Annotated in this window: 27 protein-coding genes; 20 read left to right on the forward strand and 7 right to left on the reverse strand. The window is 41.2% G+C overall.

Annotated elements, in window-relative coordinates:
- Positions 1-824 precede the first annotated feature (824 nt).
- The 3 genes from MTF66_RS37260 to hslR all read right to left on the reverse strand — a co-directional run bounded on the left by MTF66_RS37260 (position 825) and on the right by hslR (position 3,921).
- Positions 825-2,363 (reverse strand): phosphoenolpyruvate carboxykinase, encoded by a 1,539-nt coding sequence (locus MTF66_RS37260; protein WP_055199452.1) that lies wholly within the window; start codon positions 2,361-2,363, stop codon positions 825-827.
- Positions 2,364-2,640: 277 nt separating this feature from the next.
- The gene (gene hslO, locus MTF66_RS37265; RefSeq protein ID WP_054564046.1) at positions 2,641-3,486 is read right to left on the reverse strand and encodes an Hsp33 family molecular chaperone HslO; all 846 of its coding nucleotides are present in this window, start codon (positions 3,484-3,486) and stop codon (positions 2,641-2,643) included.
- A 12-nt stretch (positions 3,487-3,498) separates the two neighbouring features.
- Positions 3,499-3,921: a ribosome-associated heat shock protein Hsp15 gene (gene hslR, locus MTF66_RS37270; protein WP_370316790.1), complete on the reverse strand. Its 423-nt coding sequence runs from the start codon at positions 3,919-3,921 to the stop codon at positions 3,499-3,501.
- A gap of 206 nt (positions 3,922-4,127) precedes the next feature.
- On the opposite strand from hslR, the gene gspC reads away from it, so the two are divergent.
- The 13 genes from gspC to MTF66_RS37335 all read left to right on the forward strand — a co-directional run bounded on the left by gspC (position 4,128) and on the right by MTF66_RS37335 (position 16,194).
- Positions 4,128-5,069, forward strand: coding sequence for a type II secretion system protein GspC (gene gspC, locus MTF66_RS37275; RefSeq protein ID WP_058584592.1), 942 nt, complete (start codon positions 4,128-4,130; stop codon positions 5,067-5,069).
- Positions 5,070-5,091: 22 nt separating this feature from the next.
- Positions 5,092-7,155, forward strand: coding sequence for a type II secretion system secretin GspD (gene gspD, locus MTF66_RS37280; protein ID WP_248530249.1), 2,064 nt, complete (start codon positions 5,092-5,094; stop codon positions 7,153-7,155).
- The gene (gene gspE, locus MTF66_RS37285) at positions 7,148-8,713 is read left to right on the forward strand and encodes a type II secretion system ATPase GspE (protein ID WP_282454264.1); all 1,566 of its coding nucleotides are present in this window, start codon (positions 7,148-7,150) and stop codon (positions 8,711-8,713) included. Before gspD ends, gspE begins: the two co-directional genes overlap by 8 nt.
- Positions 8,714-8,715: 2 nt before the next feature.
- The gene (gspF, locus tag MTF66_RS37290) at positions 8,716-9,951 is read left to right on the forward strand and encodes a type II secretion system inner membrane protein GspF (RefSeq protein WP_248530250.1); all 1,236 of its coding nucleotides are present in this window, start codon (positions 8,716-8,718) and stop codon (positions 9,949-9,951) included.
- 78 nt (positions 9,952-10,029) lie between these two features.
- Positions 10,030-10,449, forward strand: coding sequence for a type II secretion system major pseudopilin GspG (gene gspG / locus MTF66_RS37295; RefSeq protein ID WP_308200405.1), 420 nt, complete (start codon positions 10,030-10,032; stop codon positions 10,447-10,449).
- Positions 10,450-10,504: 55 nt separating this feature from the next.
- Complete coding sequence (locus MTF66_RS37300) at positions 10,505-11,104, forward strand: prepilin-type N-terminal cleavage/methylation domain-containing protein (RefSeq protein ID WP_248530251.1); 600 nt, start codon at positions 10,505-10,507, stop codon at positions 11,102-11,104.
- Positions 11,104-11,478: a type II secretion system minor pseudopilin GspI gene (gene gspI / locus MTF66_RS37305; RefSeq protein ID WP_054564054.1), complete on the forward strand. Its 375-nt coding sequence runs from the start codon at positions 11,104-11,106 to the stop codon at positions 11,476-11,478. The genes MTF66_RS37300 and gspI overlap by 1 nt, the downstream gene beginning before the upstream one ends.
- Positions 11,478-12,128, forward strand: coding sequence for a type II secretion system minor pseudopilin GspJ (gspJ, locus tag MTF66_RS37310; protein WP_248530252.1), 651 nt, complete (start codon positions 11,478-11,480; stop codon positions 12,126-12,128). The genes gspI and gspJ overlap by 1 nt, the downstream gene beginning before the upstream one ends.
- On the forward strand, positions 12,125-13,120 hold the full coding sequence (gspK, locus tag MTF66_RS37315; RefSeq protein ID WP_248530253.1) for a type II secretion system minor pseudopilin GspK: 996 nt from the start codon (positions 12,125-12,127) through the stop codon (positions 13,118-13,120). The genes gspJ and gspK overlap by 4 nt, the downstream gene beginning before the upstream one ends.
- Positions 13,117-14,328, forward strand: a complete 1,212-nt coding sequence (gene gspL / locus MTF66_RS37320) for a type II secretion system protein GspL (protein WP_248530254.1) — start codon at positions 13,117-13,119, stop codon at positions 14,326-14,328. Before gspK ends, gspL begins: the two co-directional genes overlap by 4 nt.
- Positions 14,325-14,798, forward strand: coding sequence for a type II secretion system protein GspM (gene gspM, locus MTF66_RS37325; RefSeq protein ID WP_248530255.1), 474 nt, complete (start codon positions 14,325-14,327; stop codon positions 14,796-14,798). Before gspL ends, gspM begins: the two co-directional genes overlap by 4 nt.
- Positions 14,799-14,801: 3 nt before the next feature.
- Positions 14,802-15,560 (forward strand): type II secretion system protein N, encoded by a 759-nt coding sequence (locus tag MTF66_RS37330; protein WP_248530256.1) that lies wholly within the window; start codon positions 14,802-14,804, stop codon positions 15,558-15,560.
- A 19-nt stretch (positions 15,561-15,579) separates the two neighbouring features.
- The gene (locus MTF66_RS37335) at positions 15,580-16,194 is read left to right on the forward strand and encodes a YecA family protein (RefSeq protein WP_248530257.1); all 615 of its coding nucleotides are present in this window, start codon (positions 15,580-15,582) and stop codon (positions 16,192-16,194) included.
- Here the strand turns inward: MTF66_RS37335 and MTF66_RS37340 are convergent.
- Positions 16,191-16,394, reverse strand: coding sequence for a hypothetical protein (locus MTF66_RS37340; protein WP_062564367.1), 204 nt, complete (start codon positions 16,392-16,394; stop codon positions 16,191-16,193). The two genes, MTF66_RS37335 and MTF66_RS37340, sit on opposite strands and share 4 nt — an antisense overlap.
- Positions 16,394-16,753 carry a hypothetical protein gene (locus MTF66_RS37345; RefSeq protein ID WP_054564062.1) on the reverse strand — a complete coding sequence of 120 codons (360 nt, stop codon included), beginning with the start codon at positions 16,751-16,753 and terminating at the stop codon, positions 16,394-16,396. The genes MTF66_RS37340 and MTF66_RS37345 overlap by 1 nt, the downstream gene beginning before the upstream one ends.
- A gap of 277 nt (positions 16,754-17,030) precedes the next feature.
- On the opposite strand from MTF66_RS37345, the gene ccoG reads away from it, so the two are divergent.
- The 5 genes from ccoG (at position 17,031) to MTF66_RS37370 (ending at position 21,325) form a co-directional block, all read left to right on the forward strand.
- The gene (gene ccoG / locus MTF66_RS37350; RefSeq protein ID WP_058584583.1) at positions 17,031-18,461 is read left to right on the forward strand and encodes a cytochrome c oxidase accessory protein CcoG; all 1,431 of its coding nucleotides are present in this window, start codon (positions 17,031-17,033) and stop codon (positions 18,459-18,461) included.
- Between the two features lie 65 nt (positions 18,462-18,526).
- Positions 18,527-19,501, forward strand: a complete 975-nt coding sequence (locus MTF66_RS37355) for a serine/threonine protein kinase (RefSeq protein WP_058584582.1) — start codon at positions 18,527-18,529, stop codon at positions 19,499-19,501.
- Positions 19,502-19,531: 30 nt separating this feature from the next.
- Positions 19,532-20,155, forward strand: coding sequence for a thiol:disulfide interchange protein DsbA/DsbL (locus MTF66_RS37360; protein ID WP_248530258.1), 624 nt, complete (start codon positions 19,532-19,534; stop codon positions 20,153-20,155).
- 17 nt (positions 20,156-20,172) lie between these two features.
- Positions 20,173-20,811 carry a thiol:disulfide interchange protein DsbA/DsbL gene (locus MTF66_RS37365; protein WP_058584580.1) on the forward strand — a complete coding sequence of 213 codons (639 nt, stop codon included), beginning with the start codon at positions 20,173-20,175 and terminating at the stop codon, positions 20,809-20,811.
- 61 nt (positions 20,812-20,872) lie between these two features.
- Positions 20,873-21,325 carry a DUF523 domain-containing protein gene (locus MTF66_RS37370; protein ID WP_054554857.1) on the forward strand — a complete coding sequence of 151 codons (453 nt, stop codon included), beginning with the start codon at positions 20,873-20,875 and terminating at the stop codon, positions 21,323-21,325.
- 2 nt (positions 21,326-21,327) lie between these two features.
- On the opposite strand, the gene trmA is transcribed toward MTF66_RS37370, so the two are convergent.
- Positions 21,328-22,425, reverse strand: coding sequence for a tRNA (uridine(54)-C5)-methyltransferase TrmA (gene trmA, locus MTF66_RS37375; RefSeq protein WP_138601224.1), 1,098 nt, complete (start codon positions 22,423-22,425; stop codon positions 21,328-21,330).
- A 164-nt stretch (positions 22,426-22,589) separates the two neighbouring features.
- Here trmA and MTF66_RS37380 point away from each other — a divergent pair, with 164 nt between their 5' ends.
- Entirely contained in the window at positions 22,590-23,708 is a 1,119-nt protein-coding gene (locus MTF66_RS37380) for a DUF5610 domain-containing protein (RefSeq protein WP_248530259.1), read from the forward strand.
- A gap of 66 nt (positions 23,709-23,774) precedes the next feature.
- Positions 23,775-24,569, forward strand: coding sequence for a glutamate racemase (murI, locus tag MTF66_RS37385; RefSeq protein WP_248530260.1), 795 nt, complete (start codon positions 23,775-23,777; stop codon positions 24,567-24,569).
- Here murI and MTF66_RS37390 read toward each other — a convergent pair.
- Positions 24,532-25,011, reverse strand: a complete 480-nt coding sequence (locus tag MTF66_RS37390) for an RNA-binding protein (RefSeq protein ID WP_054564068.1) — start codon at positions 25,009-25,011, stop codon at positions 24,532-24,534. The two genes, murI and MTF66_RS37390, sit on opposite strands and share 38 nt — an antisense overlap.
- Positions 25,012-25,370: the final 359 nt, after the last annotated feature.

The raw sequence follows: 25,370 nt of genomic DNA on the forward strand, positions 1-25,370 counted from the left end.
CTGCTATGTGAAAGTAGGTCATCGCCAGGCTCCAAATAAGAGAAAGCCCGATTCGAAAGAGTCGGGCTTTTTTGCGTCTGGAGCTATCCACACAACGTGCCCTATTCATTCTCCAGGTGTAGGTTGGGTAGAGCGCAGCGAAACCTAACACGAGTTAGCGAGTTGCTAGTTAGCAAGCGTAAAGTTGAACTGTGGGGTTGTTTAGTACAGAGCCATTCTAAGCTCACCCTGTTCATTCTCCTAGTAGGTTGGGTAGAACGGAGCGAAACCCAACACGAGTTAGCGAGTTGCAAGTTAGCAAGGGTAAAGTTGAACTGCGGTGTTGTTTAGTGCAGAGGCATTCTAAGCTCACCCTGCTCATTCTCCAGGTAGGTTGGGTAGAGCGAAGCGAAACCCAACATGAGTTAGCGAGTTGCTAGTTAGCAAGCGTAAAGTTGAACTGTGGGGTTGTTTAGTACAGAGTCACCCTCAGCAACAACGCCCCGTAGGAGGCACTTCAGTGCCAAATTCAGACCATAACAAACACATTCATGGCTGAAGCCATTCCTACAAGTACACTTTGCCTATAGCCTCCGGCAGAGGGACACGCAGCACCAAAAACCCACACCGCGCGGCTGATCGCTGACGGCTGAAAGCTGATAGCTCTGTGTTGGGTTCGCTTCGCTCTACCCAACCTACGCCAGACCTTAAAACTTTCCCCTCGCTAACTTTACCCTTTACCCTTTACCCTTCCCCTTGCTAACTTTACTCTCGCTAACTCATCCCCCAAAAACAAAAACGCCAGCATATAGCTGGCGTTTTTTAATCTGAGGGTAAGCTTAATATTAAGCTTTTGGACCTGCTGATTTGATTGCTTCTGAAACATCGTATTTAGCGAAGTTTTCAGTGAAGTCAGAAGCTAGCTTGTTTGCGTATTCTGCGTACTTCTCTTTATCTTCCCATGTGTTGATTGGGTTAAGAAGTTGGCTGTCTACACCAGGAACTGCAACTGGTACATCTAGGTTAAGTACGTCGATGTGTTGAGTTTCAACATCTGCCAGTTTACCTGATACGATTGCATCAACTACAGCACGTGTAGTCGGGATATCGAAGCGTTGACCAGTACCGTAAGGGCCACCTGTCCAACCTGTGTTAACTAGGTATACTTTAGCGCCGAATTCACGTACACGCTTCATTAGAAGCTCTGCATAAACGCCAGCAGGACGTGGGAAGAACGGAGCACCGAAACATGTTGAGAACGTAGACTCGATGTCGCTTGTTGAACCGATTTCAGTTGAACCTACTTTCGCAGTGTAACCACTTAGGAAGTGGTACGCTGCAGCTTCTTCAGTTAGTACTGAAACTGGTGGTAAAACACCACTCACGTCACATGTTAAGAATACAACTGCTTTTGGCTCACCAGCACGGTTTTCTACTTTACGTTTTTCAACGTGCTCTAGCGGGTAAGCTGCGCGGCTATTTTGTGTCAGGCTTGTATCATGGAAATCTGGAACACGGTTTTCGTCAAGTACCACGTTTTCTAAGATTGTACCGAAGCGAATTGCATTCCAAATAACTGGTTCGTTCTTTTGTGAAAGGTCGATACATTTAGCGTAACAACCACCTTCGATATTAAATACGCTACCAGGTGCCCAACCGTGCTCGTCATCACCAATAAGGAAACGAGTAGGATCTGCAGATAATGTTGTTTTACCTGTACCAGATAGACCGAAGAATAACGCAGTGTCGCCTGCTTCACCTACGTTTGCAGAGCAGTGCATTGGTAATACACCTTTTGCAGGAAGTAGGAAGTTTTGTACAGAGAACATTGATTTCTTCATTTCGCCTGCGTAGCGCATACCAGCTAGTAGTACTTTACGTTGTGCGAAGTTGATGATTACAGTGCCGTCACTGTTAGTGCCATCACGCTCTGGGTCACATACAAATGAAGGTACATTCATTACCTGCCACTCAGGGAAGTCAGCAGTATTGTATGTTTGAGGTTCGATAAACATGTTTTTGGCAAAAATATGATGCCATGCAGTTTCTGTTGTAACTACAACTGGTAAATAGTGCTCAGGATCAGCGCCAACTTCTAGGTGAGAGATGAAGTGGTCGTTGCTTTTCACGTGTTCTTCTACACGGGCCCATAACGCATCAAACTTGTCTGCATCGAATGGGCGGTTTACGTTGCCCCATTGGATTTCGTTTTCAGTGCTTGGCTCTTGAACAATAAAACGATCTTTTGGAGAGCGGCCAGTGCGTACACCGGTTTTAGCAACAAAAGCACCATTAGCGGCTAGAGTCCCTTCGCCACGACGAATAGCGTGTTCGACAAGTTCAGCTGCTGTAAGATCAACAAAACTAGTAGCGTTTGCAGTCATGTTTATACCTAAATTGTGAGAGATTGAACGGGATAGCTCTGGGGTTCTTAGTTTTCCCTTTTGCTAAAATAATAGTAACAGAAGGATTAGGGATATTCGAGTGTCTGAAGGGCTTAAAAAGGCATATATTTGGCAAAAAACATGAATAATTTCAATGATACCGGTGTCATAAAATGACGCTTTTTCATGACACCGGTATCATTAGTTTTGATATTTTTTTTAATAAAAAAGCCGCACTGGAGGCGGCTTTTAATATAATAATATTTATTATGGTGTATTAATTAAATATGGCTTTAATATCTTGCTCGTTAAAGATGTATTCTTTTAAGCAATAATGACAGCTAATTTTTACTTCACCATTTGCTTGCACGTCGGCAAGTAATTCGTCTTGACCTACATTTACTAATGCAGCAATTGTTTTGTCTCTGCTACAGCCACAACGGAAGCTAATAGACTGTGGTTCGAATAACTGAGGATTATCTTCATGGTAAAGTCGAGTCAGTACCGTATTGGCATCTAAACCTAGTAACTCTTCATCTTTAATCGTGTTACTGATCGCTTCAAGATGAGTGAAGTCTTCAACTGATTTATCTTTATTTACAGGTAATACTTGCAAGAATAAGCCTGCAGCTTTGGCTGTGTCTGCTGTTACTTCAGTCGCAAACCAAAGACGTGTTTTTAACTGTTCCGATTGCTCAAAATAGTTTTCAAGGCATTTATCTAAGCTATCGTGCTCTAACGGTACAATACCTTGGTATCGCTCACCTTTAGTTGGCGTAATTGTAATAACCATATAGCCATTACCAATTAAGTCTTTTATTGAGCTACCGGTTACTTCACCTTGTAGACGTGCGATGCCTCGCATGTTTTGTTTATCGTCACCATTAATTACCGCATATTTAACAGGGCCGTCGCCCTGTAGTTGAACGGCAATTTCGCCTTCAAACTTTAAAGTAGCTGTTAATAAGCAGGTAGCAACAAGTAGTTCACCTAATAAGGTTTGCACAGGTGCTGGGTAATTATGGTTTGCGATCATCTCTTGATAAGTGTTTTCAATTTGTACGAGTTCGCCACGTACATCGAGCTGATCAAATATATAACGATGAAGTAAATCTTGTTGCATGAGTTGCATTACCTAACTTGATTTCATTTTTAACAGTTCACGTCTTTGCTTCTTATCTGGTTTACGATCAGGATGTGGAGCAAAGAAGCTGTTGTTCTTTCGGGCGATAGCATTTGCTTCGCGTTTCTCAATACTAGCTTGAGTTTCTTGATATAAGGTTTGTGCAATGGGGGCACCTTGACGTTTTTCAAGGATCTTTTCGATTGTCACAACCTTTTCGTCGACCCCTTGTAGCAGTTTTACCACTGCACCTACTTCGACAATTTTGCTGGGCTTGGTACGTTGTCCATTATAATGTACTTTGCCGCCTTGCACCATGTCTCGTGCTATTGAGCGGGTTTTATAAAAGCGGGCAGCCCATAACCATTTATCAAGGCGCACGCTTAATTCGTCTTGTTTGTCTTGCGACTTTTGAGTGTTACCTTTTGACACAATTGTGCTCTTTTAAAGCTGCTTATATATAGGCAAAATTTACCATGAAACTTAATCACAAAGAAATAGTCATAGTTATTCCTTGCAGCCCCTGTTTGTCGAAATTACCTTGTTTACAAAGTTTAATATACGTGCGCTTGTTGAATGAAAAATGAAAAGGTACTATAGGCCAGCTATCAAGCAGTAAATTAAAATAAGAAATAGAGTTTATGGATCAACACTTACAACAAGTTAAACAGTTTTTAAACGGCTTACCTCATGCCAAGCTAAGTGCATTTGTAGTGCTGTTAGTTGTTGTTTACATTGCTTTTTTGTCATCTAAGCTGTTTTGGCTTGTGTGGCCAGAACCCGATACAAGAGCACTGCCAGTAACCGGTGTTAACAGCATGGCTAAACGAGTTGAGACAGTCAGCTCTCGCCAAATTATTGAACAAAATCTATTCGGCAAAGTTGTTGTCGAAACTAAAAAACCTGCCGCGAAACAAAATCAAGTCATTAACAATGCCCCTGAAACACGTCTAAGTATTAACCTAACTGGTATTGTTGCGGTCAGCCAAAATGATCAAGCGGGTCTTGCTATTATTGAATCTCAAGGCAAGCAAGAAACCTATGTTGTCGATGATGCAATTAAAGGCACTCGTGCCAAGCTTGCTCAAGTATTACCTGACCGAGTAATTTTAGATGTAAGCGGTCGTTTTGAAACCTTAATGCTGGATGGCCTCGACTTTACCAAAAAAGTGTCTATGCCTGTATTGGCAGCACGTAAAGAGTCAGAGTTAAAAGCTGGTCCTCAGCTTATCGATAATAATGAAATAAATGCGACAGAAGATGAAGAAGTAAAAGAAGCTCTTATCGAAACGCGTGAAGAAGTATTGGATGATCCCGGTAAACTATTTGATTACATTCGCGTCTCTCAAGCGATGGTTAATGGTGAGTTAGTGGGTTATCGCTTAAGCCCAGGTAAAGATCCTGCTTTATTCAAGCAGATGGGACTAATGAACAATGATTTAGCTATTGCGATTAATGGCTATCAATTAAATGATTTAAAACAGGCAATGTCAGCAATAAACGAATTACGAAATAGTACTGACGCAAGTATCACTATCGAACGCGATGGTGAGCAAATTGATGTGCAATTTAGCCTGCAATAACTAGCTTTGGAGTTTTTATAGAATGGTTCACGCGCTACACCTCTCAAAAATCAAAAAAGGGTTAGCTAAATATACAGCGCTTTTTTTATTAACAGGATTATCGCTTTCAGTATCTGCTGTCGAGTATGCGGCTAACTTTAAAGGCACAGATATTAATGAGTTTATTAATATCGTAGGTAAAAACTTAAATAAAACCGTCATTATTGATCAGAATGTGCGCGGTAAAGTCAATGTTCGCAGTTACGAGTTAATGGACGAAAAGCTTTATTATCAGTTTTTCTTAAACGTCCTTGAGGTTTATGGTTATTCAGCTGTTGAAATGGATAACGGTATAATCAAAATTGAAAAAAGCTCTGATGCTAAAAAGTCAAATGTACCGCTGATCACAGATGATAACCAAGCCAGTGGCGATATGATGGTGACTCGTGTTGTACGTGTTAAAAATGTGAGTGTGCAAGAGCTTGGCCCGCTAGTTCGTCAATTTAGCGACCAAAAAGATGGCGGCCACGTTGCTAACTTTAATGCTGCGAACGTGATGATGTTGACCGGTCATGCTGCTTCAGTTAACCGCTTAGTTGAAATTATTCGCTCTGTTGACCAAGCAGGTGACAAGCGTGTTGATATCGTAAAACTTAAATTTGCTACCGCTGACGATGTAGTGTCTGTTGTTGAGAATATTTATAAAGATGGTGGCAAAGGGAGCGTTCCTGAGTTTTTAATTCCTAAAGTTGTTGCTGATGGTCGTACTAACAGTGTGATTGTCAGTGGTGAAGCGCAAGCACGTACACGTGCTGTTGAATTGATTAGCCGTTTAGATGGTGAGTTAGAGAACCAAGGTAACACCAAAGTAATCTACCTTAATTACGCCAAAGCAGAAGACCTTGTAAAAGTATTGCAGGGCGTGAGTAAAACACTGGCAGAAGACGCGCAAGGTGGTGCAACTAAGACTCGCTCTCGTAATCAAAACGAAACAAGCATTGAAGCACACCCAGATTCAAACTCACTCGTAATTACTGCACAGCCTGACACCATGCGCTCGCTTGAGCAAGTTATCGAGCGTCTTGATGTTCGTCGAGCACAGGTTTTAGTTGAAGCTATTATCGTTGAGGTGTTAGAAGCCGATGGTATCAACTTAGGCTTACAGTGGATTTCAGAGCAAGGCGGCATGATGCAGTTCAACAATGGCACAACAGTGCCTGTTGGTTCGTTAGCTGTTGCTGCTGAACAGGCGCGTGATAAAACGATTGAAGGCACGGTTGTTGGTACTGAAACAGGTACAGTAACGAATACTTCTGAAACACAAGAAGGTGATTTAACGGCTCTTGCTTCATTACTTGGTGGTATCAATGGTCTAGCAATGGGAATTGTTAAAAATGACTGGGGTGCAATTATCCAAGCTGTTTCAACGGACACGAACTCTAATATTCTTGCTACGCCGTCTGTAACGACCATGGATAACGAAGAAGCATCAATGATTGTTGGTCAAGAAGTGCCGATAATCACAGGTTCGCAAACTGGCTCAAATAACGCAAATCCATTCCAAACAGTTGAACGTCAAGAAGTGGGTGTAAAACTAAAAGTGACACCACAAATCAATGACGGCTCGGCAGTTCAGTTAACAATTGAACAAGAGGTTTCGAGTGTAAGTGGTGCGACTGCGGTTGATATTTCAGTAAACAAACGTGCAATTAAAACCACGGTTATGGCTGATGATGGCGGCATGGTTGTACTGGGCGGCTTGATTGATGAAGACGTGCAAGAAAGTGTTTCTAAAGTACCATTATTAGGTGATATCCCAGTACTTGGCCATTTATTCCGCTCAACCAGCACGAGTAAGCGTAAACGTAATCTGATTGTATTTATTCGTCCTACCATTGTACGCGATGGCATCAGCATGAATAAATTGAGCCACTCGAAATATAACTTTATTCGTGGCGAACAACACAAACAAAAAGAAGATGGTATTGATTTAATGCCGTTGACGGATGCACCAATTCTTCCTGAATGGAATGATGCCCTGATATTACCGCCAACGTACGAAGAGTACCTAAAACAACAAAACGCGAATGAGCGCAACGATGACTAATGCAATTACAGAAATCAATGATGAGCTAGCGCCAGAAACGCCAGCAAGTCATGATGAGCTGCTAACAAGTGATGATCTTGTTAGCTTGCCAACCAAGCGTTTGCCATTCTCGTACGCGCGTCGTACAGGCGTATTATTGAGTAAAGATCAAGATAACTGGACTGTGTATTATCGCGGTGAGTTAGATGTTGATGCTTTACTTGAAGTACGCCGTATTGCGGGTCATGGTTTTTCGCTAGAACAATTACCTGATGACAAATTTGAGCTGTTGCTTGAGGCTTCTTATCAGCGTGACAGCTCTGAAACACAGCAAATGATGGAAGATATCGGCAACGAGGTTGATTTATTCTCGCTTGCAGATGAATTACCGCAAACTGAAGATCTACTAGCTGGTGATGACGATGCACCAATCATCAAACTGATCAACGCAATGCTGAGCGAAGCAATCAAAGAAGGTGCTTCAGATATTCACATCGAAACCTTCGAGCAAGAGCTAGTAATTCGCTTTAGGGTTGATGGTGTATTAAAAGAAGTATTAAAGCCGAACCGAAAACTTGCTTCATTGTTAGTGTCGCGTATTAAGGTAATGGCAAAACTAGATATTGCTGAAAAACGTATACCGCAAGATGGTCGTATTAGTTTACGTATTGCAGGTCGTGCTGTTGATGTGCGTGTATCAACGATGCCATCAAGCTTTGGTGAGCGTGTTGTGCTACGTCTACTTGATAAAAATAACGCTCGCCTGAACCTAGAAGATTTAGGTATGACTGAGCGTAACCGTGAATTGTTTGCTGATTTAATCAGTAAGCCACACGGTATTATCTTAGTAACCGGTCCTACGGGTTCTGGTAAAAGTACCACCTTGTATGCGGGCATGAGCCAAATAAACTCACGGGACCGCAATATTCTTACCGTTGAAGATCCTATCGAGTACGAGATCCCTGGTATTGGTCAAACTCAGGTAAATACCAAGGTAGATATGACCTTTGCCCGAGGTTTACGTGCCATCCTTCGTCAAGACCCTGACGTCGTAATGGTTGGTGAGATCCGTGACCTTGAAACAGCACAAATTGGTGTGCAAGCGTCATTAACCGGTCACTTGGTTATGTCAACACTGCATACTAATACAGCTGCTGGTGCTATCACGCGTATGGAAGACATGGGCGTAGAGCCTTTCTTGCTGTCATCATCGTTACTCGGTGTATTGTCACAACGTCTTGTACGTACTTTATGTAATAGCTGTAAAGAAGGTCACATTGCTGATGAGCGCGAGTGTCAGTTATTAGGTGTCAATCCTGCTGAGCCGCCAACAATTTATCGTGCAGTTGGTTGTGAAGAGTGTAACTTTAATGGTTATCGCGGTCGTACTGGTATTCATGAGTTGCTGGTTGTTGATGAAACAATTCGCGAAATGATACACAGCGGTAAAGGCGAACAAAGTGTTGAGAAGTACATTCGTAAACATAGCCCAAGTATTCGCCAAGATGGCTGTAATCGCGTACTTGCAGGTCGCACTACCTTAGAAGAAGTCTTGCGTGTAACACGTGAGGAAGGTTAATCATGGCAGCATTTGAATACCGTGCCCTTGATGGCAGAGGTAAAGAGAAAAAAGGCATTCTTGAAGCCGATACGGTAAAGCAAATCCGCCAAACTTTGCGCGATCAAGGTTTAATGCCTTTAGAAGTCGTTGCTGCTGCAGAAGGCGAAAAGCAAGCTACTGGGGCAAAAAGCTCTTTGTTTGGTAGCTTCTTTAAACCAAAAATTTCGACCTCAGATTTAGCATTAATCACTCGTCAGCTCGCAACTTTAATCCAGTCAGCATTACCTGTTGAAGGGGCTGTCATGGCGGTGGCTGAGCAGTGTGAAAAGCCGCGTTTAAAGCGCATGCTGATGGCTGTACGTTCAAAGGTTGTTGAAGGTTACACCTTAGCAGATGGCATGAGTGAGTTTCCGCATGTATTTGATGATTTGTATCGTGCCATGGTGGCAGCCGGTGAAAAATCAGGTCACCTAGACCAGGTTTTAAATCGTTTAGCTGATTACACGGAACAACGTCAGCATATGCGTAGTCAAATCACACAGGCGATGGTTTATCCAACCATTCTGGTGGTATTTGCTATTGCGATTGTCTCTGTATTGTTAGGTACTGTGGTACCAAAAATCTTGAAGACCTTCGAAAAATCAAAACAAGTATTACCCTGGACTACCGAATGGGTAATGGCCGCCAGTAATTTTGTGCAAAACTACTGGTTTATTAGTTTAGTCATTATAACTGTGTTAGCTGTGGCCATTAAGCAAGCGCTTAAGCAGCCGCATATTCGTTACTGGTATGACGAAAAAGTGCTGCATTTACCGGGTATTGGTAAGGTAGCACGCGGTGTTAATACGGCGCGTTTTGCTCGAACTTTAAGTATTTTATCGTCAAGCTCAGTGCCGCTACTTGAAGGGATGCGTATCTCAGGTGGTGTACTGGCTAACGAAAAAATGAAAAAGTCAGTTCAAGATGCTGCAACACGTGTGAGTGAAGGGGCGAGTCTTCGTGCTTCACTTCAGCAAACCAAACTTTTCCCACCTATGATGCTGCACATGATAGCCAGTGGTGAAAAATCAGGTGAACTTGAGCAAATGCTTGAGCGTGCTGCAAATAACCAAGATCGTGAGTTTGAGAGCATGGTAAACGTGTCTCTGAAACTATTAGAGCCCGCGATGATTGCTTCAATGGCGGTAATTGTATTGTTTATTGTTATGGCAATACTACAGCCGATTATGGCAATGAATAAGGCTGTAGGTCTTTAAATTAGGGAACACTAGAGCAATTAGCAGCTAACACTGCCGCTCTATAATAAATTTTTGAAGAAAGTTAGAGGTATTTTTGTGAACAAACAGTCAGGTTTCTCATTACTAGAAGTCATGGTAGTACTGGTTATTATCGGTATGATCATGTCAATTGTGGCGCCAAATATCATGGGTCAGCAAGAAGAAGCTGCAATCGATAAAGCACACTTAGATATTCAACAAATTGAAGATGCGTTAAGCCTATACAAGCTTAAAAACAAAGCGTATCCAACCACAGAGCAAGGCTTAGAAGCGCTAGTAAATAAAACAAGCATTGAGCCAATTCCAAGACGTTTTCCAGATGGCGGTTTCCTTGAGAAATTACCAGAAGATCCATGGGGTAACACTTACCAACTAATCAGCCCAGGAGAAATCAGTAAAATTGATATTTTCTCAATGGGTCCTGATGGTGAAGCAGGTACTGATGATGACATCGGTAACTGGGATGAAGAAAAGTAATAATGCCTAAATTCAGCCAACTGAACAAAGCTTATACGCATCAAGGCTTACTATTATGGTAAGCCTTGGTCGTTTGCGTTTGGCTGGCCGTGCTAAGCACGCGAAAGGGTTTAGCCTCATCGAAATATTAATGGTGCTCGTGGTGATTGGTTTTGTCACCAAGATGGTTGCCTACAGTTTTGATGGTGGTGCTGAAGAAGAACTCGAAAAACAAGCGCTCAGATTACATACCACGATTAATATGGCGTCTGAGTTTGCGATTTTAAATCAGGTTGAGCTGGGTTTTCATCTTGACCAAGATACATTTGAATTTTTAGTTTTTGACGGTGATAAGTGGGTTACTTTTGATCGTGAAAAATTGTTTGCCCCAATTAAGGTTGATGAACGCTTTAAGCTCACTCTTAACCTTGATGATTTAGCCTGGGCACAAAATAACTTATTAGAGCAGTCAAACTGGCGTGAATTAATGAGCGGTGGTGACGAAGACAGCCTACTTGAGCTACAAAAGCTCAAAATACCGCAGGTACTTATTTTATCTTCTGGCGAAGTCAGTGCGTTTCAATTGGTTTACGAGCTTAAAGAAGAGCGTGAACCGCAATATTTTATCGAAGGCGAATTTATGGCCCCGGTAAAGTTTCGTATGGAGCCTGAATAATGAATAAGTCAGCAGGTTTTACCTTACTTGAAGTGATGGTTGCACTGGCTATTTGTGCAATGGCTGGTATTGCCGCAATGCAGGCAACTGGCGAACATATTAATCATCTTTCGTCGATTGAAGAGCAAACTTATGCTTCTTGGGTTGCTGAGAATGTAATGGTTGAGCAACGCGCCAAAGGCGATAAATGGACAGGCAAAAATGGCGTTAAAGGTACTGAAACGCTCGCTGGTTTTGAATGGTATTGGCGTCAGGACGTGGTTCCTACTGCTGATAAAACCTTTGTAAAGGTCACCATTAACGTGTTCGCCGATGAAAAGCTTGAATACCCAGTGTATGAGCTTTCTACTTATTTGAATAAAGGTGATAAGTAGTGAAGCAACGCGGTTTTACCTTACTTGAAGTGATTGTCGCCATGGGCATCTTAGCCTTTGTGGTGTTATCGACCCATCAAATACTGGATTCGACAACCAAAGCAAAAGAAGCCTCAGACGAGACGATTGCTGAGTTAAATGGCTTTCAAACTTTATTTCGTTTAATGGACCAAGATTTTAGCCAAATGACTAAGCGTCAGGTTCGAAACGAAGCTGGTGATTTTCAAGACACGTATGTGTTAGCTGGTCGTTATGTTCTTGATAGCCAATACGATGGCATTGGCTTTGTTCGTGATGGTTGGGTTAACCCAATTAACTTACTACCGCGTTCTGAACTGCAAGCGGTTGGTTATCGCGTCATAGATGACAAGCTTGAGCGAGTGTATCGGGTGTATGTTGATCAACTAGATAACATGGAACCGCGTTCACAAGTCATTTTAGAAGATATTGAAGACCTTAAATTTGAATTTTTAGATGATAAAGACGAATGGCAAGAACAGTGGCAAATTAAAGCACTGCCAAAAGCGGTGGCAGTTACTATTCAAAAAATAGAACAGGAACCCATTCGTCGCGTGTTTTTAGTGCCAGGTGAAGGCAAAGTCACTGCCCAAGCAAATAATGGCAATAATGGAACGGGTGGCAAGCCATGATTGCTACTAAACGTTCTAAAGGTGCTGCGCTTGTTATTGTGCTATTTATTGTGGCGCTAGCGGCTATGTTAGCAGTTGAGATGAGTGCTAATTTAATGGTGCAAGTGCAGCGTAGTAGCAATATTCAAAACCATCAACAGGCTAAATGGTATGCCTTTGCAGCTGAAGAGCTGGCAATTAAAGCACTAAAACAAACTAAAAAAGATGATCCTGATAAAACGCATTTAGAGCAAGTCTGGGCACAGCAGGGTGGGGTTCCTTACCCAGTTGATAATGGTACCTTAAGTGGCACAATTACAGACTTACAAGCATGTTTGAATTTAAATGCATTGCATGTAAAGCCCGATCGACAAACGGATCCAAATAATAAAACGAACCCAGCACATAAGGCATTGTTGGCATTATTAGAAAATATTGAAGACTTACCAACCGATGAGTCTGAAGAAGCTATGGCCGATAGCGTTTTTGATTGGTTAGACGCTGATAGTATTACCTATCGCTCAGGTGCAGAAGAAGATGAGTACTTATCTCGACAATACCCATATATGACTGCAAATAGTTATTTTGCTTCGACCTCAGAACTTCGTTTAGTAAAAGGCTTTAACCCACTCGTTATGGAGAAACTTTTACCATTTGTGTGTGTTATTCCAGGTAGTGAGTTATTAGAAATAAACGTTAATACATTACCTGTAGAAAGTGCCATTATATTAAGCTCGCTTATTGATGGTTTAAGTCTTTCAGGGGCTGAAGCTGTATTATCATCACGTCCTCAAGATGGTTATGATGATTTAGAAGCATTTTTTGAAGAGGTTAATCAACAAGGCGCACAAAATGTGAAAGCCGTTGAAGACCTATTCAGTATCAACAGTGAATATTTTAAACTACAAACGCAGGCTGAATTTGCAGAACTGCGTTTTTCGATGACCACCTTACTCCATGCCACTAATGGTACAGTAACGATACTGGCGCGAAAATTTGGAGGCGTACAGTGACAGAGATATTGTTGATCCGTACGGGTCAAACATTAAAAGACAGCCTTAACTGGCTAATTTACTCACCAATAGAACAAGAAATAATTGCTAGCGGCGAAATTGCCAATGCAACACAACTTGGTGAGCTAACAGAGAGAGCGCAATCACGGGAAGTGGTTGTACTACTACCAAGTGATCAAGTACAACTAAAAACGGTCGCCTTGCCAACTAAGTGGAGCCGCAAGTTAGAGCAAGCACTTCCTTACATGCTAGAAGAAGAAATAGCCTGTGATGTTGATGACTTATTCATAGCGATTGCAGAGCCAACACTTATTGATGAGAAGCACGCGATTAACATCGCGATGACCGATCGTGAATGGTTTGAACAATGGCTGGCTGAGTTCAATGAGCATGGCATCGAAGTATATAAAATACTGCCGGATGCTTTATTGTTACCTGATGTAGATGACAACACTCAGTTACGCGCTATTGAGCTTAATGGTCAGTGGTTATGTAAGCAGGGTAACTGGCATATTGCCGCTGTAGAGACAAGTTGGCTTGCTGGCTATTTAACAGCATTAGGTAACCCTGATGTTGCACACTTTAGCCCTGCAACGGCTTTTCCTGATACGGTTAACCTGAGTGCTCAAACGCAGCAATACGATCTACCTTTAGCCTTATTTGCTAAGCAGTTACCTGAGGTGAAATTCAACCTACGCCAAGGTGTTTATCAGCTTAAGAAGAAATCAGCAATTTGGTGGGGCTATTGGCAAAAAGCTGCTATTGCAGCAGGTGTAGCGTTAGTTTGTAGTGTCGGTGTTAAGTCGCTTGAGCTTTATAAGTTAAATAGCGAACTTGAAGCAATGAAAGCCGAAGTAGTTGCTAATTATCAGCGTGCATTTCCTAATAAGAAAGTGCGTCCGCAACTAATTCGCAGCCAAATTCGTAATGAACTTGCATTAATAGATGCTGGTAGTACGGCAGGCTTTTTAGATTTGACTAACGATCTGGTTGCGATTTTTGGTGAAGTTAAAGACTTCACACCAGAAACGCTACGTTATGATCAAGGCCGAAACGAATTACGTATTCGTGCTCGAGGTAAAGATTTCCAGTCATTTAGTAAAGTAAAAGCAATTTTAGAACAGCGCGGCTTAACCGTTGATCAGGGCTCGCTAAATAATGATGGTGATTTTGTCGTTGGTGAAATTAAGTTACGAGGTGCGGCATGAAAAATCAAATAATCAATTACTGGCGCTCGTTGAAAGAACAAGAGCAACAACTTGTTATGGTTGCAGGTGTAGTATTTGTTATTTTTGTACTCGTTATGGGAGTCTTTCGTCCACTTAACACGGCTATCGAAAAAGCAGAGCAAGACACTATAAAACAGCAAGAGCTATTAGTTTGGGTTGATGAGAGCATTGTTAAATTAAAAGCAAGCGGTAACGCACGTAATACGAGCAGCCGTAGCTTAAGCCAAATCGTTAATAGCACCCGTAATCGTTATCAAATTATCATTAGTAAAATGCAGCCGAATGACAATTCACTTCGTTTAACAATTGATTCTGTTGAGTTTAATAACCTCGTTGAATGGCTTGATGAACTGGTTAATTCGCACGGCGTACTAATTGAGAATTTAGATTTAAGTAAAGATGACAAATCAGGCTTTGTGCGTGTAAGTCGTTTGGTACTAGAGAAGTAAACGATGAAGAAAGTTATTTTATTAATCACAGTGTTTGTGATTTGTTTTTTGGTGTTTACGCTGGTAAAAACACCCGCTGCCGTTGCACTTGATTTAGCTAAGCCGCATTTACCAAAGCAATTACAATTAGGTAAAGCCAGTGGCACGCTATGGGACGGCCGCATCATGCAGGTACGTTTTGATGGTGAGCAATTAAATAATGTGCGTTGGCAGTTATCGGGCTGGTCATTGTTCACAGGTAAGTTAGTGGGTACGGTGCGCTTTGGCAATCCTCGTGATAAAGCTAATATTTCTGGCCATGGTGATTTTACATATGGTCTCTTTAACCAAACAGTCACTGTGAAAAAGACTACTTTACGCTTAACGGTTGAACGTGCCATGGAGCGTTTACAGCTCCCTTTACCGATTAGTGCACAAGGCCGCGTAATAGTTGATTTAGACGAGTACAGCTCAGGTCAGCCTTACTGTGAAAGTCTAAGCGGTGAAATTGCGAGCCCTAACATTGATGTTAAAGGAATGAACAACTGGTTTAGCATTGGTCCTCTGAGCGGCCGTCTAAGCTGTAAATCCGGTGATGTAGCAGTACTGGTAGATCCAGAAAACCGTTTAGGGCTTGAAGCTGATGCAGTATTAAAAGCTAATCTAGACTTTAAAGTAGCTGGTTATATTAAACCTGAAGCAAGTTTACCAAAAGAAGTGCATGATGCAGCTAAGTTTCTTGGTCGTCCTGATAACGAAGGCCGTTATCCGCTTAACTTTTAAATTGGATTAATCGAACAGTATGCAATTACCTGAGTTTTCAAAGCAGCAAAGCGAGCTTTTAAGTCAGTTTTTAGCGCAGCATCAAGATGCGCTTAGCTTGTCGCAAACCCAAGGCTACTTATTTGCGGTGATCTGTGCTCCTGAGCCGCTTGATGTTCATCAGTGGTTAGAAGAGGTTGCCCCAGGCTCTGATGGGCAAATGGACGAGCAAGTGCTGTTTGCATTTATGGCCTTATATCAACAGATCAGCGAACAAGTTTTCGAAACGGGTTTTACATTACCTGTGAGCCTACAGTTGAGCTCTCAAGGGCAGCAATACTTAGACATTCAAGAATGTCAGCATTGGAGCCAAGGTTTTATGCATGGTGCACAAGGCTACGTTAATAAGCTATTAACTGCACCACAGTTAGCAGATGAGCTTAAAGAAGCGTTGGCTAGTGCACTGCAAAGCTTAGCTTTCTTTACGCTTGAAAGTAGCGATATCGCAGCCCTTGCAACTGATAATGGTTTATCTGAAGGGCAACTATGTCAGCAGCAGTATGAAGTGATGAATGAATTTGCTGCTGGCTTTGCTGAGCTCATTGAGGTCGTTGCTGTAAATAGCCAATTATATAATGATGAGGGCTGGAACTAACCCAGCTCTAATAGGATGTCTGTGCAACCTTTGGCACAGCTTACAACGCCTTTACCTGGCTGATCAGTCTTCAAATCTAAGGTAAGGGCGCCTTTACATACTTCACAGTATAAGGTTTGCCCCTTACCTAGCTTTTTTAACATATTGCGCTGTTTTGCAAACGAGTCGCTGGTTTTTTTGTTTAAAGCTGAAAAGTCCATTACTTGTTTAGCCTTTCTTCAAGTGCGTTCGAGACAATACTGCATACGCGGTTTAAGCGTTCGCCATAAAAATATAAGTTAATATCTTTTTCACGGCAGTAGTGTAAGTGAAAAACTTGTAGTTTATCGTCAGTGGTAAATGTCTCTTCAATATACTCAAGCTCTGAATTAGATAAATTCAGCTGTGATTTAATATTATTCTTAGCCATATTTGCCGCAGGACTTCGGTTGACTTTACTGGCATCAGAAATAAGGCTTACGCCTTCACCTAGTAACCTTTCTCTTGGCTCTTTGATCAAAGGATGATCAATCGTGAAAAGTGCTAAAATAATAAGCACTAAAATAAGAAATTTTTTCATAGCACAATAATCTTTGATCTAAATAAATACGGTATAGGTGCAAGTTTAATAAAATGGTCGTTTTAAAAGCAAGCAGATAAGTTTAAATAATTAAAACGTCGTATTTTCGATCAATCCCTGAAATTTTCTATAGATTGAGTATAATGCTCTATAGATTTAAAGTTTCAGAAATCTTTGAACGTAATGAGATGTATTCTGATTTGCTTATTGGCACAGAGAATCTCTTACTGCAAACATATGTTTGAGTATTATTTCCTAGTGGCGTTGAGGAATTTTAATGGATAAACAGATTAAGGTTAAAAATATCCCAACGGAAGTAAAAATCCAGAAACCGGAAAACGCTTCCCTCGATGATAGATTTAATCCACGTAACCGTATTTATGTCCGAGCTGTAACAGGTTTGCACCAACTGTTAAGACAACGGATTGGTTTTGTCGGCATGCTTGCATTTATGCTATTACCTTGGATTAATTTCAACGGCCAACAAGCTGTGCTGTTCGATTTGGTAGGGCAAAAGTTTAACATTTTTGGTTTAACGCTCTGGCCACAAGATCTGACTATCCTTGCTTTCATTTTAATGTTGGCAGCGTTTGCGTTGTTCTTGGTGACGACCTTTTATGGTCGGGTCTGGTGTGGTTATACATGCCCGCAAACCGTTTGGACCTTCATTTTTATTTGGTTTGAAGAAAAATTCGAAGGTAGTGCAAATCAGCGTAAGAAGCTAGATCAACGCCCAATGGACTTTGATAAGTTTTGGCGCAAAAGTGCTAAACACGGCAGCTGGTGGTTATTCTCGCTTTATACCGCATTTACCTTTGTCGGTTACTTTACGCCAATCCGTCAGCTATTGCCTGATCTGTTTACCCTTGATGCAACAGCGTATTCGTATATTTGCTTAGCCGTATTTGCAGTGTGTACCTATGGTAATGCCGGTTGGATGCGTGAGATTATGTGTTTACACATTTGCCCTTATTCTCGCTTTCAGTCAGCTATGTTCGATAAAGATACCTTTACCGTGAGCTATGACGAAGCGCGTGGTGAAAGCCGTGGTCCACGTTCACGTAAGCAAGATCCAAAAGAGCTGGGCTTAGGTGATTGTATCGACTGTAACTTATGTGTACAGGTGTGCCCAACGGGGATCGATATTCGTAACGGCCTACAATATGAGTGCATTAACTGTGGTGCATGTATCGATGCGTGTGATGGGGTGATGGATAAAATGAATTACCCACGCGGACTCATTTCTTACACTACAGAACGTAACTTAGAAACGCCAGACAACAAAACACATGCACTGCGCCCTAAGTTAATTGGCTATTTAGTTATCTTAGTAGTGCTAACAGGGGCGCTAGTAGCAAATATTGCGATGCGCAAACCGATGGAACTCGATATTATTCGTGACCGTAACCAGCTATATCGTGTTGACTTTAATGGTTTAGTTGAAAACACCTATACACTAAAAGTAATTAACAAAGCACAGCATGAGCAAACCTTTAACATTCGTGTTGAAGGACTCGAGAACTTTGAATACATCGGCAAACAAACATTCACAGTACCTTCTGGCGAATCTTATAATGTGCCTCTGTCATTAGTTGTTGATCCTTATGATTTGAAAAAGCCCATGACGAAGTTTGAGTTCGTACTTTCTGTCGATGGTGAGCCAGATGTGCAGATTTCGCAGCCGAGTAACTTCTTTAAGGCGCGATAATTAAGTACACTGAGCAAATGAATAAAAAGCGGGATTTTCCCGCTTTTTTTATATGATGAGGCATTATGAGTAAATTTAGTTTTGTAGACCTTACACCCGATTCAATTTTAGATGCAGTTGAAAGTATCGGTGTTTATGCTGAATCAGGTCTGCTGGCCTTAAACAGCTACGAGAACCGTGTTTATCAATTTAAAGCAGAAGATGGCCATCGTTATGTTGTTAAGTTTTACCGACCAGAGCGTTGGAGTAAGGCGCAAATCTTAGAAGAGCATGCGTTTGCATTTGAGCTTGCCGAGGCCGAAGTGCCGGTTGTTGCCCCTGTTATTATCGAAGGGCAAAGCTTATTTGAGCATAATGGTTATTTGTTTACGTTATTCCCAAGTGTGGGCGGGCGCATTTTTGAAGTTGATAATTTAGATCAACTCGATGTACTTGGCCGCTTAATTGGGCGAATGCACCAAGTAGCTAAGGCAAGGCCATTTGAACATAGGCCTGTGATCAGTTGCGAAGAATACCTTCAGACAGCTAAAGTTCAGTTACAAGCAAGTAACTTGGTGCCAATGGCATTAGAGAATGCCTTTTATACTATTTTAGATTTGGTGATTAAAGAAACCACAGAGCAGTATAAAAATGTTGAAACCATCCGCCTGCATGGCGATTGCCATGCCGGTAATATATTGTGGTCTGGTGACGCGTTAATGTTTGTTGATTTAGATGACAGCCGACAAGGGCCTGCTATTCAAGATCTTTGGATGATGCTCAGTGGCGATCGTAACAACCAACTGTTACAGTTAGACACCTTAGTGGCTGCTTATGAAGAATTTTGCGACTTTGATCACAGCCAATTAAAGTTGATTGAACCACTTAGAGCAATGCGTATGGTGCATTACATGGGGTGGTTGGCAAAAAGATGGGATGATCCTGCGTTCCCACGGAACTTTTCATGGTTTGCTGAAGACAAATACTGGGAGCAGCAAATACTAGCGCTAAAAGAACAGCTTGCAGCGCTACAGGAAGCACCATTAAAATTATTACCATAAATTTTTAAAGTTAAGAAAGACGAGAGAACAATGTTTAAAAAATTAAAGTTAAGTCTACTCATTTTATGTTTACCTTTTGCAGCCCTTGCTGCTGATTTTGAAGCAGGCAATCAATACGAAGTATTAAAAGTTGAGAAAAGTGCAACACCTCAAGTAACCGAGTTCTTTTCGTTTTATTGTCCACACTGTTTTCAGTTTGAACCGGTCGCAAAAGCATTAACTGCAAATCTGCCTGAAGGGACTGAATTTGTAAAAAGCCATGTTAACTTTTTAGGTGGTGTATCTAAGCAAACACAAAGTAACTTAAGCTATGCCTACTTAATTGCTAAGCAACATGGCAAAGGTGAGCAAGTTGCTGATCAAATTTTTAATAGCATCCACAGACAACGCGCTTTACTTAAAGATATGAAAGACGTGAAAGCATTACTTGCAACTAATGGTATCAGTAACGAAGTGTTTGATGCTGAAATTGCAAGCATGCCATTTATTAGCGCTGAGAAAGCGATGCAAGATAAGCAACAAAAATATACAGAGATGGGTGCTCTTACTGGTGTACCAACTTTTATCGTCAATGATAAATATAAAATTAATTTAAATACCATCAAGAGCCAGCAGATGCTTGATGAGTTAGTCGAATTTTTATTAAAACAATAATTTTGGAGTAAGAAGTAATGATCAAGTTAGTAAAAGCTGTATTAATGGCTGCCACGCTAGGTTTAGCGGCCAATGCCACAGCTGCTCAATATGAAGAAGGTAAGCATTATGAAACGATTGATGCACGCGCTTCTAAAAAGCCTGAAGTAAAAGAGTTCTTCTCATTCTACTGCCCACACTGTAATAACTTCGAGCCAGTAGTGAAAGAGCTTAAAACACTTCTTAAAGATGGCGTTAAATTCAAAAAGAGTCATGTTGATTTTTCAGGTCCTCGTGACCCAGAAATTCAGACTATCTTAGCGCAAGGTTATGCGACGGCTAATGTGTTACCACAGAAAGACGCGTTAGTAGCCGCTGTGTTTAATCATATTCACGGTAAGCGTGCTCGTATTAACGAACTAGCTGATATGAAAGACATCTTTGTTTCACAAGGTGTATCGGCTGAAGATTTTGATAAGTACTACAACAGCTTCTCTGTACGTACTATGGCGTCTAAGATGAAACGCGACCAAGAATATTACCAACAAAAAGGTGCTTTAAAAGGCGTTCCAACTTTTATTGTTAATGGTAAATACCGTGTAATCCTAGGTGCGGATTCAGGTATTAGCGATGCGAAGAGCATGGCAGACTTAATTAACTACCTAGCTGATAAATAAGCTTAGTTAGTTGAATTTAATATAAAGCTCCGTTCGCGGAGCTTTTTTGTTGGTAAAGCAAATGCAAAAACTATTAGTTTCAAGCTGTTTGTTAGGAAATCCTGTTCGTTATGACGGGCAATCGCAAAATTTACTCCATCCTGGTTTAGAAACTCTTAAACAGCAAGGAAGGCTCGTTGCATTTTGCCCCGAAGTAGCTGGTGGCTTACCTACACCAAGGCCGCCTGCAGAAATCAAAGCGGGTAGAGTACTTACCAAAGATGCGCAAGATGTCACAGTACAGTTTGCTTATGGCGCAGAACAAGCACTTAAGCTTTGCAAAAAGCAGGGCATTCGCTATGCGCTGTTAAAAGAATCAAGCCCTTCATGTGGTCGCAATACTATTTACGATGGTAGTCATTCAGGAAAGAAAATTTCAGGGATGGGATTAACTGCAAAGCTGTTAACCGACAATAATATAGCAGTATACAGCGAGCAGCAGTTGCCAGCGCTATTTGCTGCGCTGGCAGATTGATTTTATTTACGTTGTAAAAACACACCTGATTCGATGTGGTGGGTGTAAGGGAATTGGTCAAAAATCGCAAAACGTTTTACTTCATGGGTTTTGCATAAGTGATCAAGGTCACGTTCTAAGGTATCTGGGTTACACGAGATATAAATAATATTGTCGTAGTTCGCAACGAGGTCACAAGTTAGCGTGTCCATGCCAGCACGTGGTGGATCCACTAAAATTGTTTGGCAGTTATAGCTTTTCAGGTCTATGCCATCTAAACGAGAGAAAGTACGTTCGCCTTTCATTGCTTGGGTGAACTCTTCACTCGACATACGAATGATATCTAAGTTCTCAACCTTGTTCTGTGCGATATTGTATTGCGCTGAGTAAACCGATGATTTTGAAATCTCAGTGGCTAATACGCGGTCGAATGAGCCTGCAAGAGCAATCGAAAAGTTACCATTCCCACAATATAACTCCAGTAAGTCATTATTGAGTGGTTGGCAAAGGGCTTGTGCCCACTCTAGCATCTTGATGTTTACTTTCGCATTCGGTTGCGTAAAGCTATTTTCGACTTGTTGATAAATAAGCTCTTTACCGTTTACGTTTAAACGCTCGATAACATAGTCATTACCAATCACTTCTTTTTGCTTACGAGCACGGCCAATAAAATCAATCTTAAACTGTGTGCTCAGTTTTGCTTTAAGCTCTTTAATTGCTTGTAGCCACTGCTCATCTAGTTGTTTGTGATACAACAAGCTAACAAGGATCTCGCCACTTAAGCTTGAAAGGTAATCGATTTGAAACAGCTTACGGCGCAGAACTTCATTGTCTTTTAAGTTTTCGATCATCGCTTGCATCACTTCACCCACTAAAGGTGCTGCAGGGTCAAACTCATCAACACGGATCTTTTCTTTAGTTTGTTGATCAAACATGATGTGAAACAGGTCTTCACCTTCATGCCAAACACGAAACTCTGCACGTTGGCGGTAATGAATAGGATCAGAGCCGAACACTTCTAATTTTTCGACTCCAAAACGTCGAAACTGTGAGGTGATGCGCTGCTCTTTCTCACTCAATTGTGCATCGTATTGAGTTGTATCAATTTTTATAACCGCCATGGCTGATTACCTTTTATCTCTTAGCTTTATAACGGCGCTATTGTAGGGAGCGCTGAGGATTTGTCTAGTTTTGTTATTTATTTTAGTGTCGTTTTTTTATACAAAAAACTTAAGTTCTGTGGTTTTTGGCCGATAATGAGTTAACCATAACATGGAGTCGGATCATGAAAATTGGCAACCTAGGCTATATGCCTAATACAAATGTGAATAAATACAATGGTAAACAGGCACTGCAGCAGCCTACCATTCAAAATCGTCAAGATAGTTATCAGCAACGCGGCAGAGAGCTCGCGGCAAAAGTTCTTGATGATAAACTTGCTGAGGCACTAGGTTTACCGAAAGCCGAAGAGAAAAAAGATAAACCCTTGTTCGACTTTGAAGAGATCGTGAAAAACGTACTCGACTTTGTTGGCGGTGCACTTCGTAAAGCAAAAGCTGATGGTGCTGATGATGAAAAACTCAAAGGCATGCTAGGTGATGCACGCAAAGGTGTGCAAATGGGCATCGACGATGCGTATGATGAGCTTAAAGAGTCAGGTATTCTTAACGATGACATCGAAGAGGGTATCGAAAAGTCTAAAGAAGGTATCTTTAAAGGTATTGATGAATTAGAAGATGACTTGTTCAATCCTAAACCTAATGCGGTTTCAGTTAGCCAAGCTCAATACATCAGTTTAAGTAATAACGCAGAGTACACTTTCACCACCGCTGAAGGTGATGAAGTCAGCATAAGCTTTGCTGATGCATACGAAAGCAAGTCTGCAAGCAGCTATAGCAAAAATGGTGACAACGAAGCCTTTGTCAGTGAGTCTTCGCAATCACGTGATTTATCATTCTCGATGTCGGTCAATGGTGATTTAAATGAGCAAGAGCAGCAAGCTATCAATGAATTGATGGAAGACTTGCAGAGTGTTAGCGAAACATTCTTCTCTGGTTCATTAGAAGATGCCTTTGAACAAGCTAAAGAGCTTAACTTAGGTAACGAGCAACTCGTTGGCTTTACGATGGATCTGAAACAAACCAAAACAGTAGCAGCGATTAAAGGCTATGAAGAATATAAACCAGCCCCTGAAAAAGAAGTTGCTGAGAAAATAGCGCCATTTAATGACGACTTGAAACAGGCGTTTAATAAAGCGGGCGATATTGGTTTGCAAAATGAACTGGCTGGCATCTTACAATGGTTAAACCAAGATAAAGAAGAAGTCAGTAAGCTGGTGGATTATACCAAAGCAATGTTCGAACAAATGAATAAGCTACGCTCGGCAACAGAAGAAGAGGCTTAGTCCTTTCTTTCTTTTTATAAAGCTGCATGGCAAACTGCTGACCTTTGATGATCCGAGGTAAGCAGTTTGTCAGTTCATATAATGGTGTTTGATTCTGGTATAGGTGGAACAACCATACTTGAACAGATCCAAGCATTGATCCCAGATGCTGATTATAGTTATTTTATGGACAATGCTTTATTGCCTTATGGCGCGCAAAGTCAGCAAACGATCATAGCCCGCCTTTTTGCGCTACTACAGTTTATCGAAACAGCAAACTTACACGTTGATATCCTAGTTATTGCGTGTAATACCGCCTCTACCTCTGCCTTAGAAACTATTCGCCAGCACACAAATATAGAAGTTGTCGGGGTAGTACCTGCGATAAAACCCGCTTGCGCTATAAGTAACAGCAAACATATTGGTTTACTGGCAACACCATCAACTATCAAGAGTCGCTATACTGCAAACTTAATTAGTACTCATAGCCAAGACACACAAGTCAGCTTATATGGCTCAACTGAGCTGGTAGAAATTGCAGAAACACTATTTCATACGCAGAAAATCAATAAAGCAAAGCTTGAGAATGTATTGAGTGATTTAGCGATAGCAGAAGATATAGATGTATTGGTACTTGGCTGTACACACTTTCCATTACTAGCCAGCGCGATTAGTGACTACTATAAACAACAGATCTTCCTTATTGACTCAGGCAAAGCGATTGCTAAGCGCGTTGAAAGTTTAATTGCTTTACGAGGCTTTACTCTAACTACAGATAAAAAAAAGCCGCTGCACTATTATGCAACGGCTCCTATTGGTCATTCGCAATTAAGCGTTGAGCTTATTACGCTGACTGATCAGATCCCTCACGAAAGCTGTTAGCTTCGTTCTCTTGTTTTTGTTTTGCTTCACGCACTTTTAAAGTACGTTGTTGGAATTCGCTATCATTTAATTGATTGATTGCTTTATCTGCATCAGCTTCAGCCATTTCAACAAAACCAAAGCCACGACGTTTACCTGTATTTTTATCTTTTAATAAACGTACATTGAAAACTTTGCCTTGTTCTTCGAATAAAGCACGAACAACACCTTCATTAGCACGATAAGGTAGGTTGCCAACATAAAGTGTTTTTGTTTTTACTTCGGCCTCCTCACTTGACGCTGATGAAAGTGCTGCAATAACTAAAGCACCAATTAATAAGCCTGCACCAAATAGCAATGCTGGGTCTAAAGCTAAGCTTGCAAGTGCGAACTTAACAACCACAAAACCTAAAACAGCAAGAATAACGGAGAAAAGAAAAGATTTTTGATCGGGTAATTTCATTTTGATCTACCAATAAACAAGAAATAAACATTAATTTAACATTGTGAACTTGCTATCTTAACGAGTTAAATGAACATAGCAATGAAATTTGCATTAAATTATGAATATTGGCTTAAAAAACAGCCATAATAGCGACCGTTTTTGCTGTTTTCGGTAAATTTAGTTCGCTTTTTGAGCGAACAGTAAAAAGATCGAAAAAAAGTGTTGATCTGTTTTTGGATCTCCCTATAATGCGACCCCACTGACACGGCGGACAGCAACGAAAGACGCTGAACAACGTAGCAGAGAGTTAAGTGAAACTTCGGTTTCAAATAATCGAAAGAAAGTTTGAAATTAAGTGTTGACTCGAAAAATTAAGG

It is taken from the genome of Pseudoalteromonas sp. 2CM39R (assembly GCF_023161845.1).

Coding starts and splice junctions, on each gene's coding strand:
- MTF66_RS37260 (WP_055199452.1), bottom strand. CDS start 2,363: ATGACTGCAAACGCTACTAGTTTTGTTGATCTTACAGCAGCTGAACTT.
- hslO (WP_054564046.1), bottom strand. CDS start 3,486: ATGCAACAAGATTTACTTCATCGTTATATATTTGATCAGCTCGATGTA.
- gspC (WP_058584592.1), top strand. CDS start 4,128: ATGGATCAACACTTACAACAAGTTAAACAGTTTTTAAACGGCTTACCT.
- gspD (WP_248530249.1), top strand. CDS start 5,092: ATGGTTCACGCGCTACACCTCTCAAAAATCAAAAAAGGGTTAGCTAAA.
- gspE (WP_282454264.1), top strand. CDS start 7,148: ATGACTAATGCAATTACAGAAATCAATGATGAGCTAGCGCCAGAAACG.
- gspF (WP_248530250.1), top strand. CDS start 8,716: ATGGCAGCATTTGAATACCGTGCCCTTGATGGCAGAGGTAAAGAGAAA.
- MTF66_RS37300 (WP_248530251.1), top strand. CDS start 10,505: ATGGTAAGCCTTGGTCGTTTGCGTTTGGCTGGCCGTGCTAAGCACGCG.
- gspI (WP_054564054.1), top strand. CDS start 11,104: ATGAATAAGTCAGCAGGTTTTACCTTACTTGAAGTGATGGTTGCACTG.
- gspK (WP_248530253.1), top strand. CDS start 12,125: ATGATTGCTACTAAACGTTCTAAAGGTGCTGCGCTTGTTATTGTGCTA.
- gspM (WP_248530255.1), top strand. CDS start 14,325: ATGAAAAATCAAATAATCAATTACTGGCGCTCGTTGAAAGAACAAGAG.
- MTF66_RS37330 (WP_248530256.1), top strand. CDS start 14,802: ATGAAGAAAGTTATTTTATTAATCACAGTGTTTGTGATTTGTTTTTTG.
- MTF66_RS37335 (WP_248530257.1), top strand. CDS start 15,580: ATGCAATTACCTGAGTTTTCAAAGCAGCAAAGCGAGCTTTTAAGTCAG.
- MTF66_RS37340 (WP_062564367.1), bottom strand. CDS start 16,394: ATGGACTTTTCAGCTTTAAACAAAAAAACCAGCGACTCGTTTGCAAAA.
- MTF66_RS37345 (WP_054564062.1), bottom strand. CDS start 16,753: ATGAAAAAATTTCTTATTTTAGTGCTTATTATTTTAGCACTTTTCACG.
- ccoG (WP_058584583.1), top strand. CDS start 17,031: ATGGATAAACAGATTAAGGTTAAAAATATCCCAACGGAAGTAAAAATC.
- MTF66_RS37355 (WP_058584582.1), top strand. CDS start 18,527: ATGAGTAAATTTAGTTTTGTAGACCTTACACCCGATTCAATTTTAGAT.
- MTF66_RS37360 (WP_248530258.1), top strand. CDS start 19,532: ATGTTTAAAAAATTAAAGTTAAGTCTACTCATTTTATGTTTACCTTTT.
- MTF66_RS37365 (WP_058584580.1), top strand. CDS start 20,173: ATGATCAAGTTAGTAAAAGCTGTATTAATGGCTGCCACGCTAGGTTTA.
- MTF66_RS37370 (WP_054554857.1), top strand. CDS start 20,873: ATGCAAAAACTATTAGTTTCAAGCTGTTTGTTAGGAAATCCTGTTCGT.
- trmA (WP_138601224.1), bottom strand. CDS start 22,425: ATGGCGGTTATAAAAATTGATACAACTCAATACGATGCACAATTGAGT.
- MTF66_RS37380 (WP_248530259.1), top strand. CDS start 22,590: ATGAAAATTGGCAACCTAGGCTATATGCCTAATACAAATGTGAATAAA.
- MTF66_RS37390 (WP_054564068.1), bottom strand. CDS start 25,011: ATGAAATTACCCGATCAAAAATCTTTTCTTTTCTCCGTTATTCTTGCT.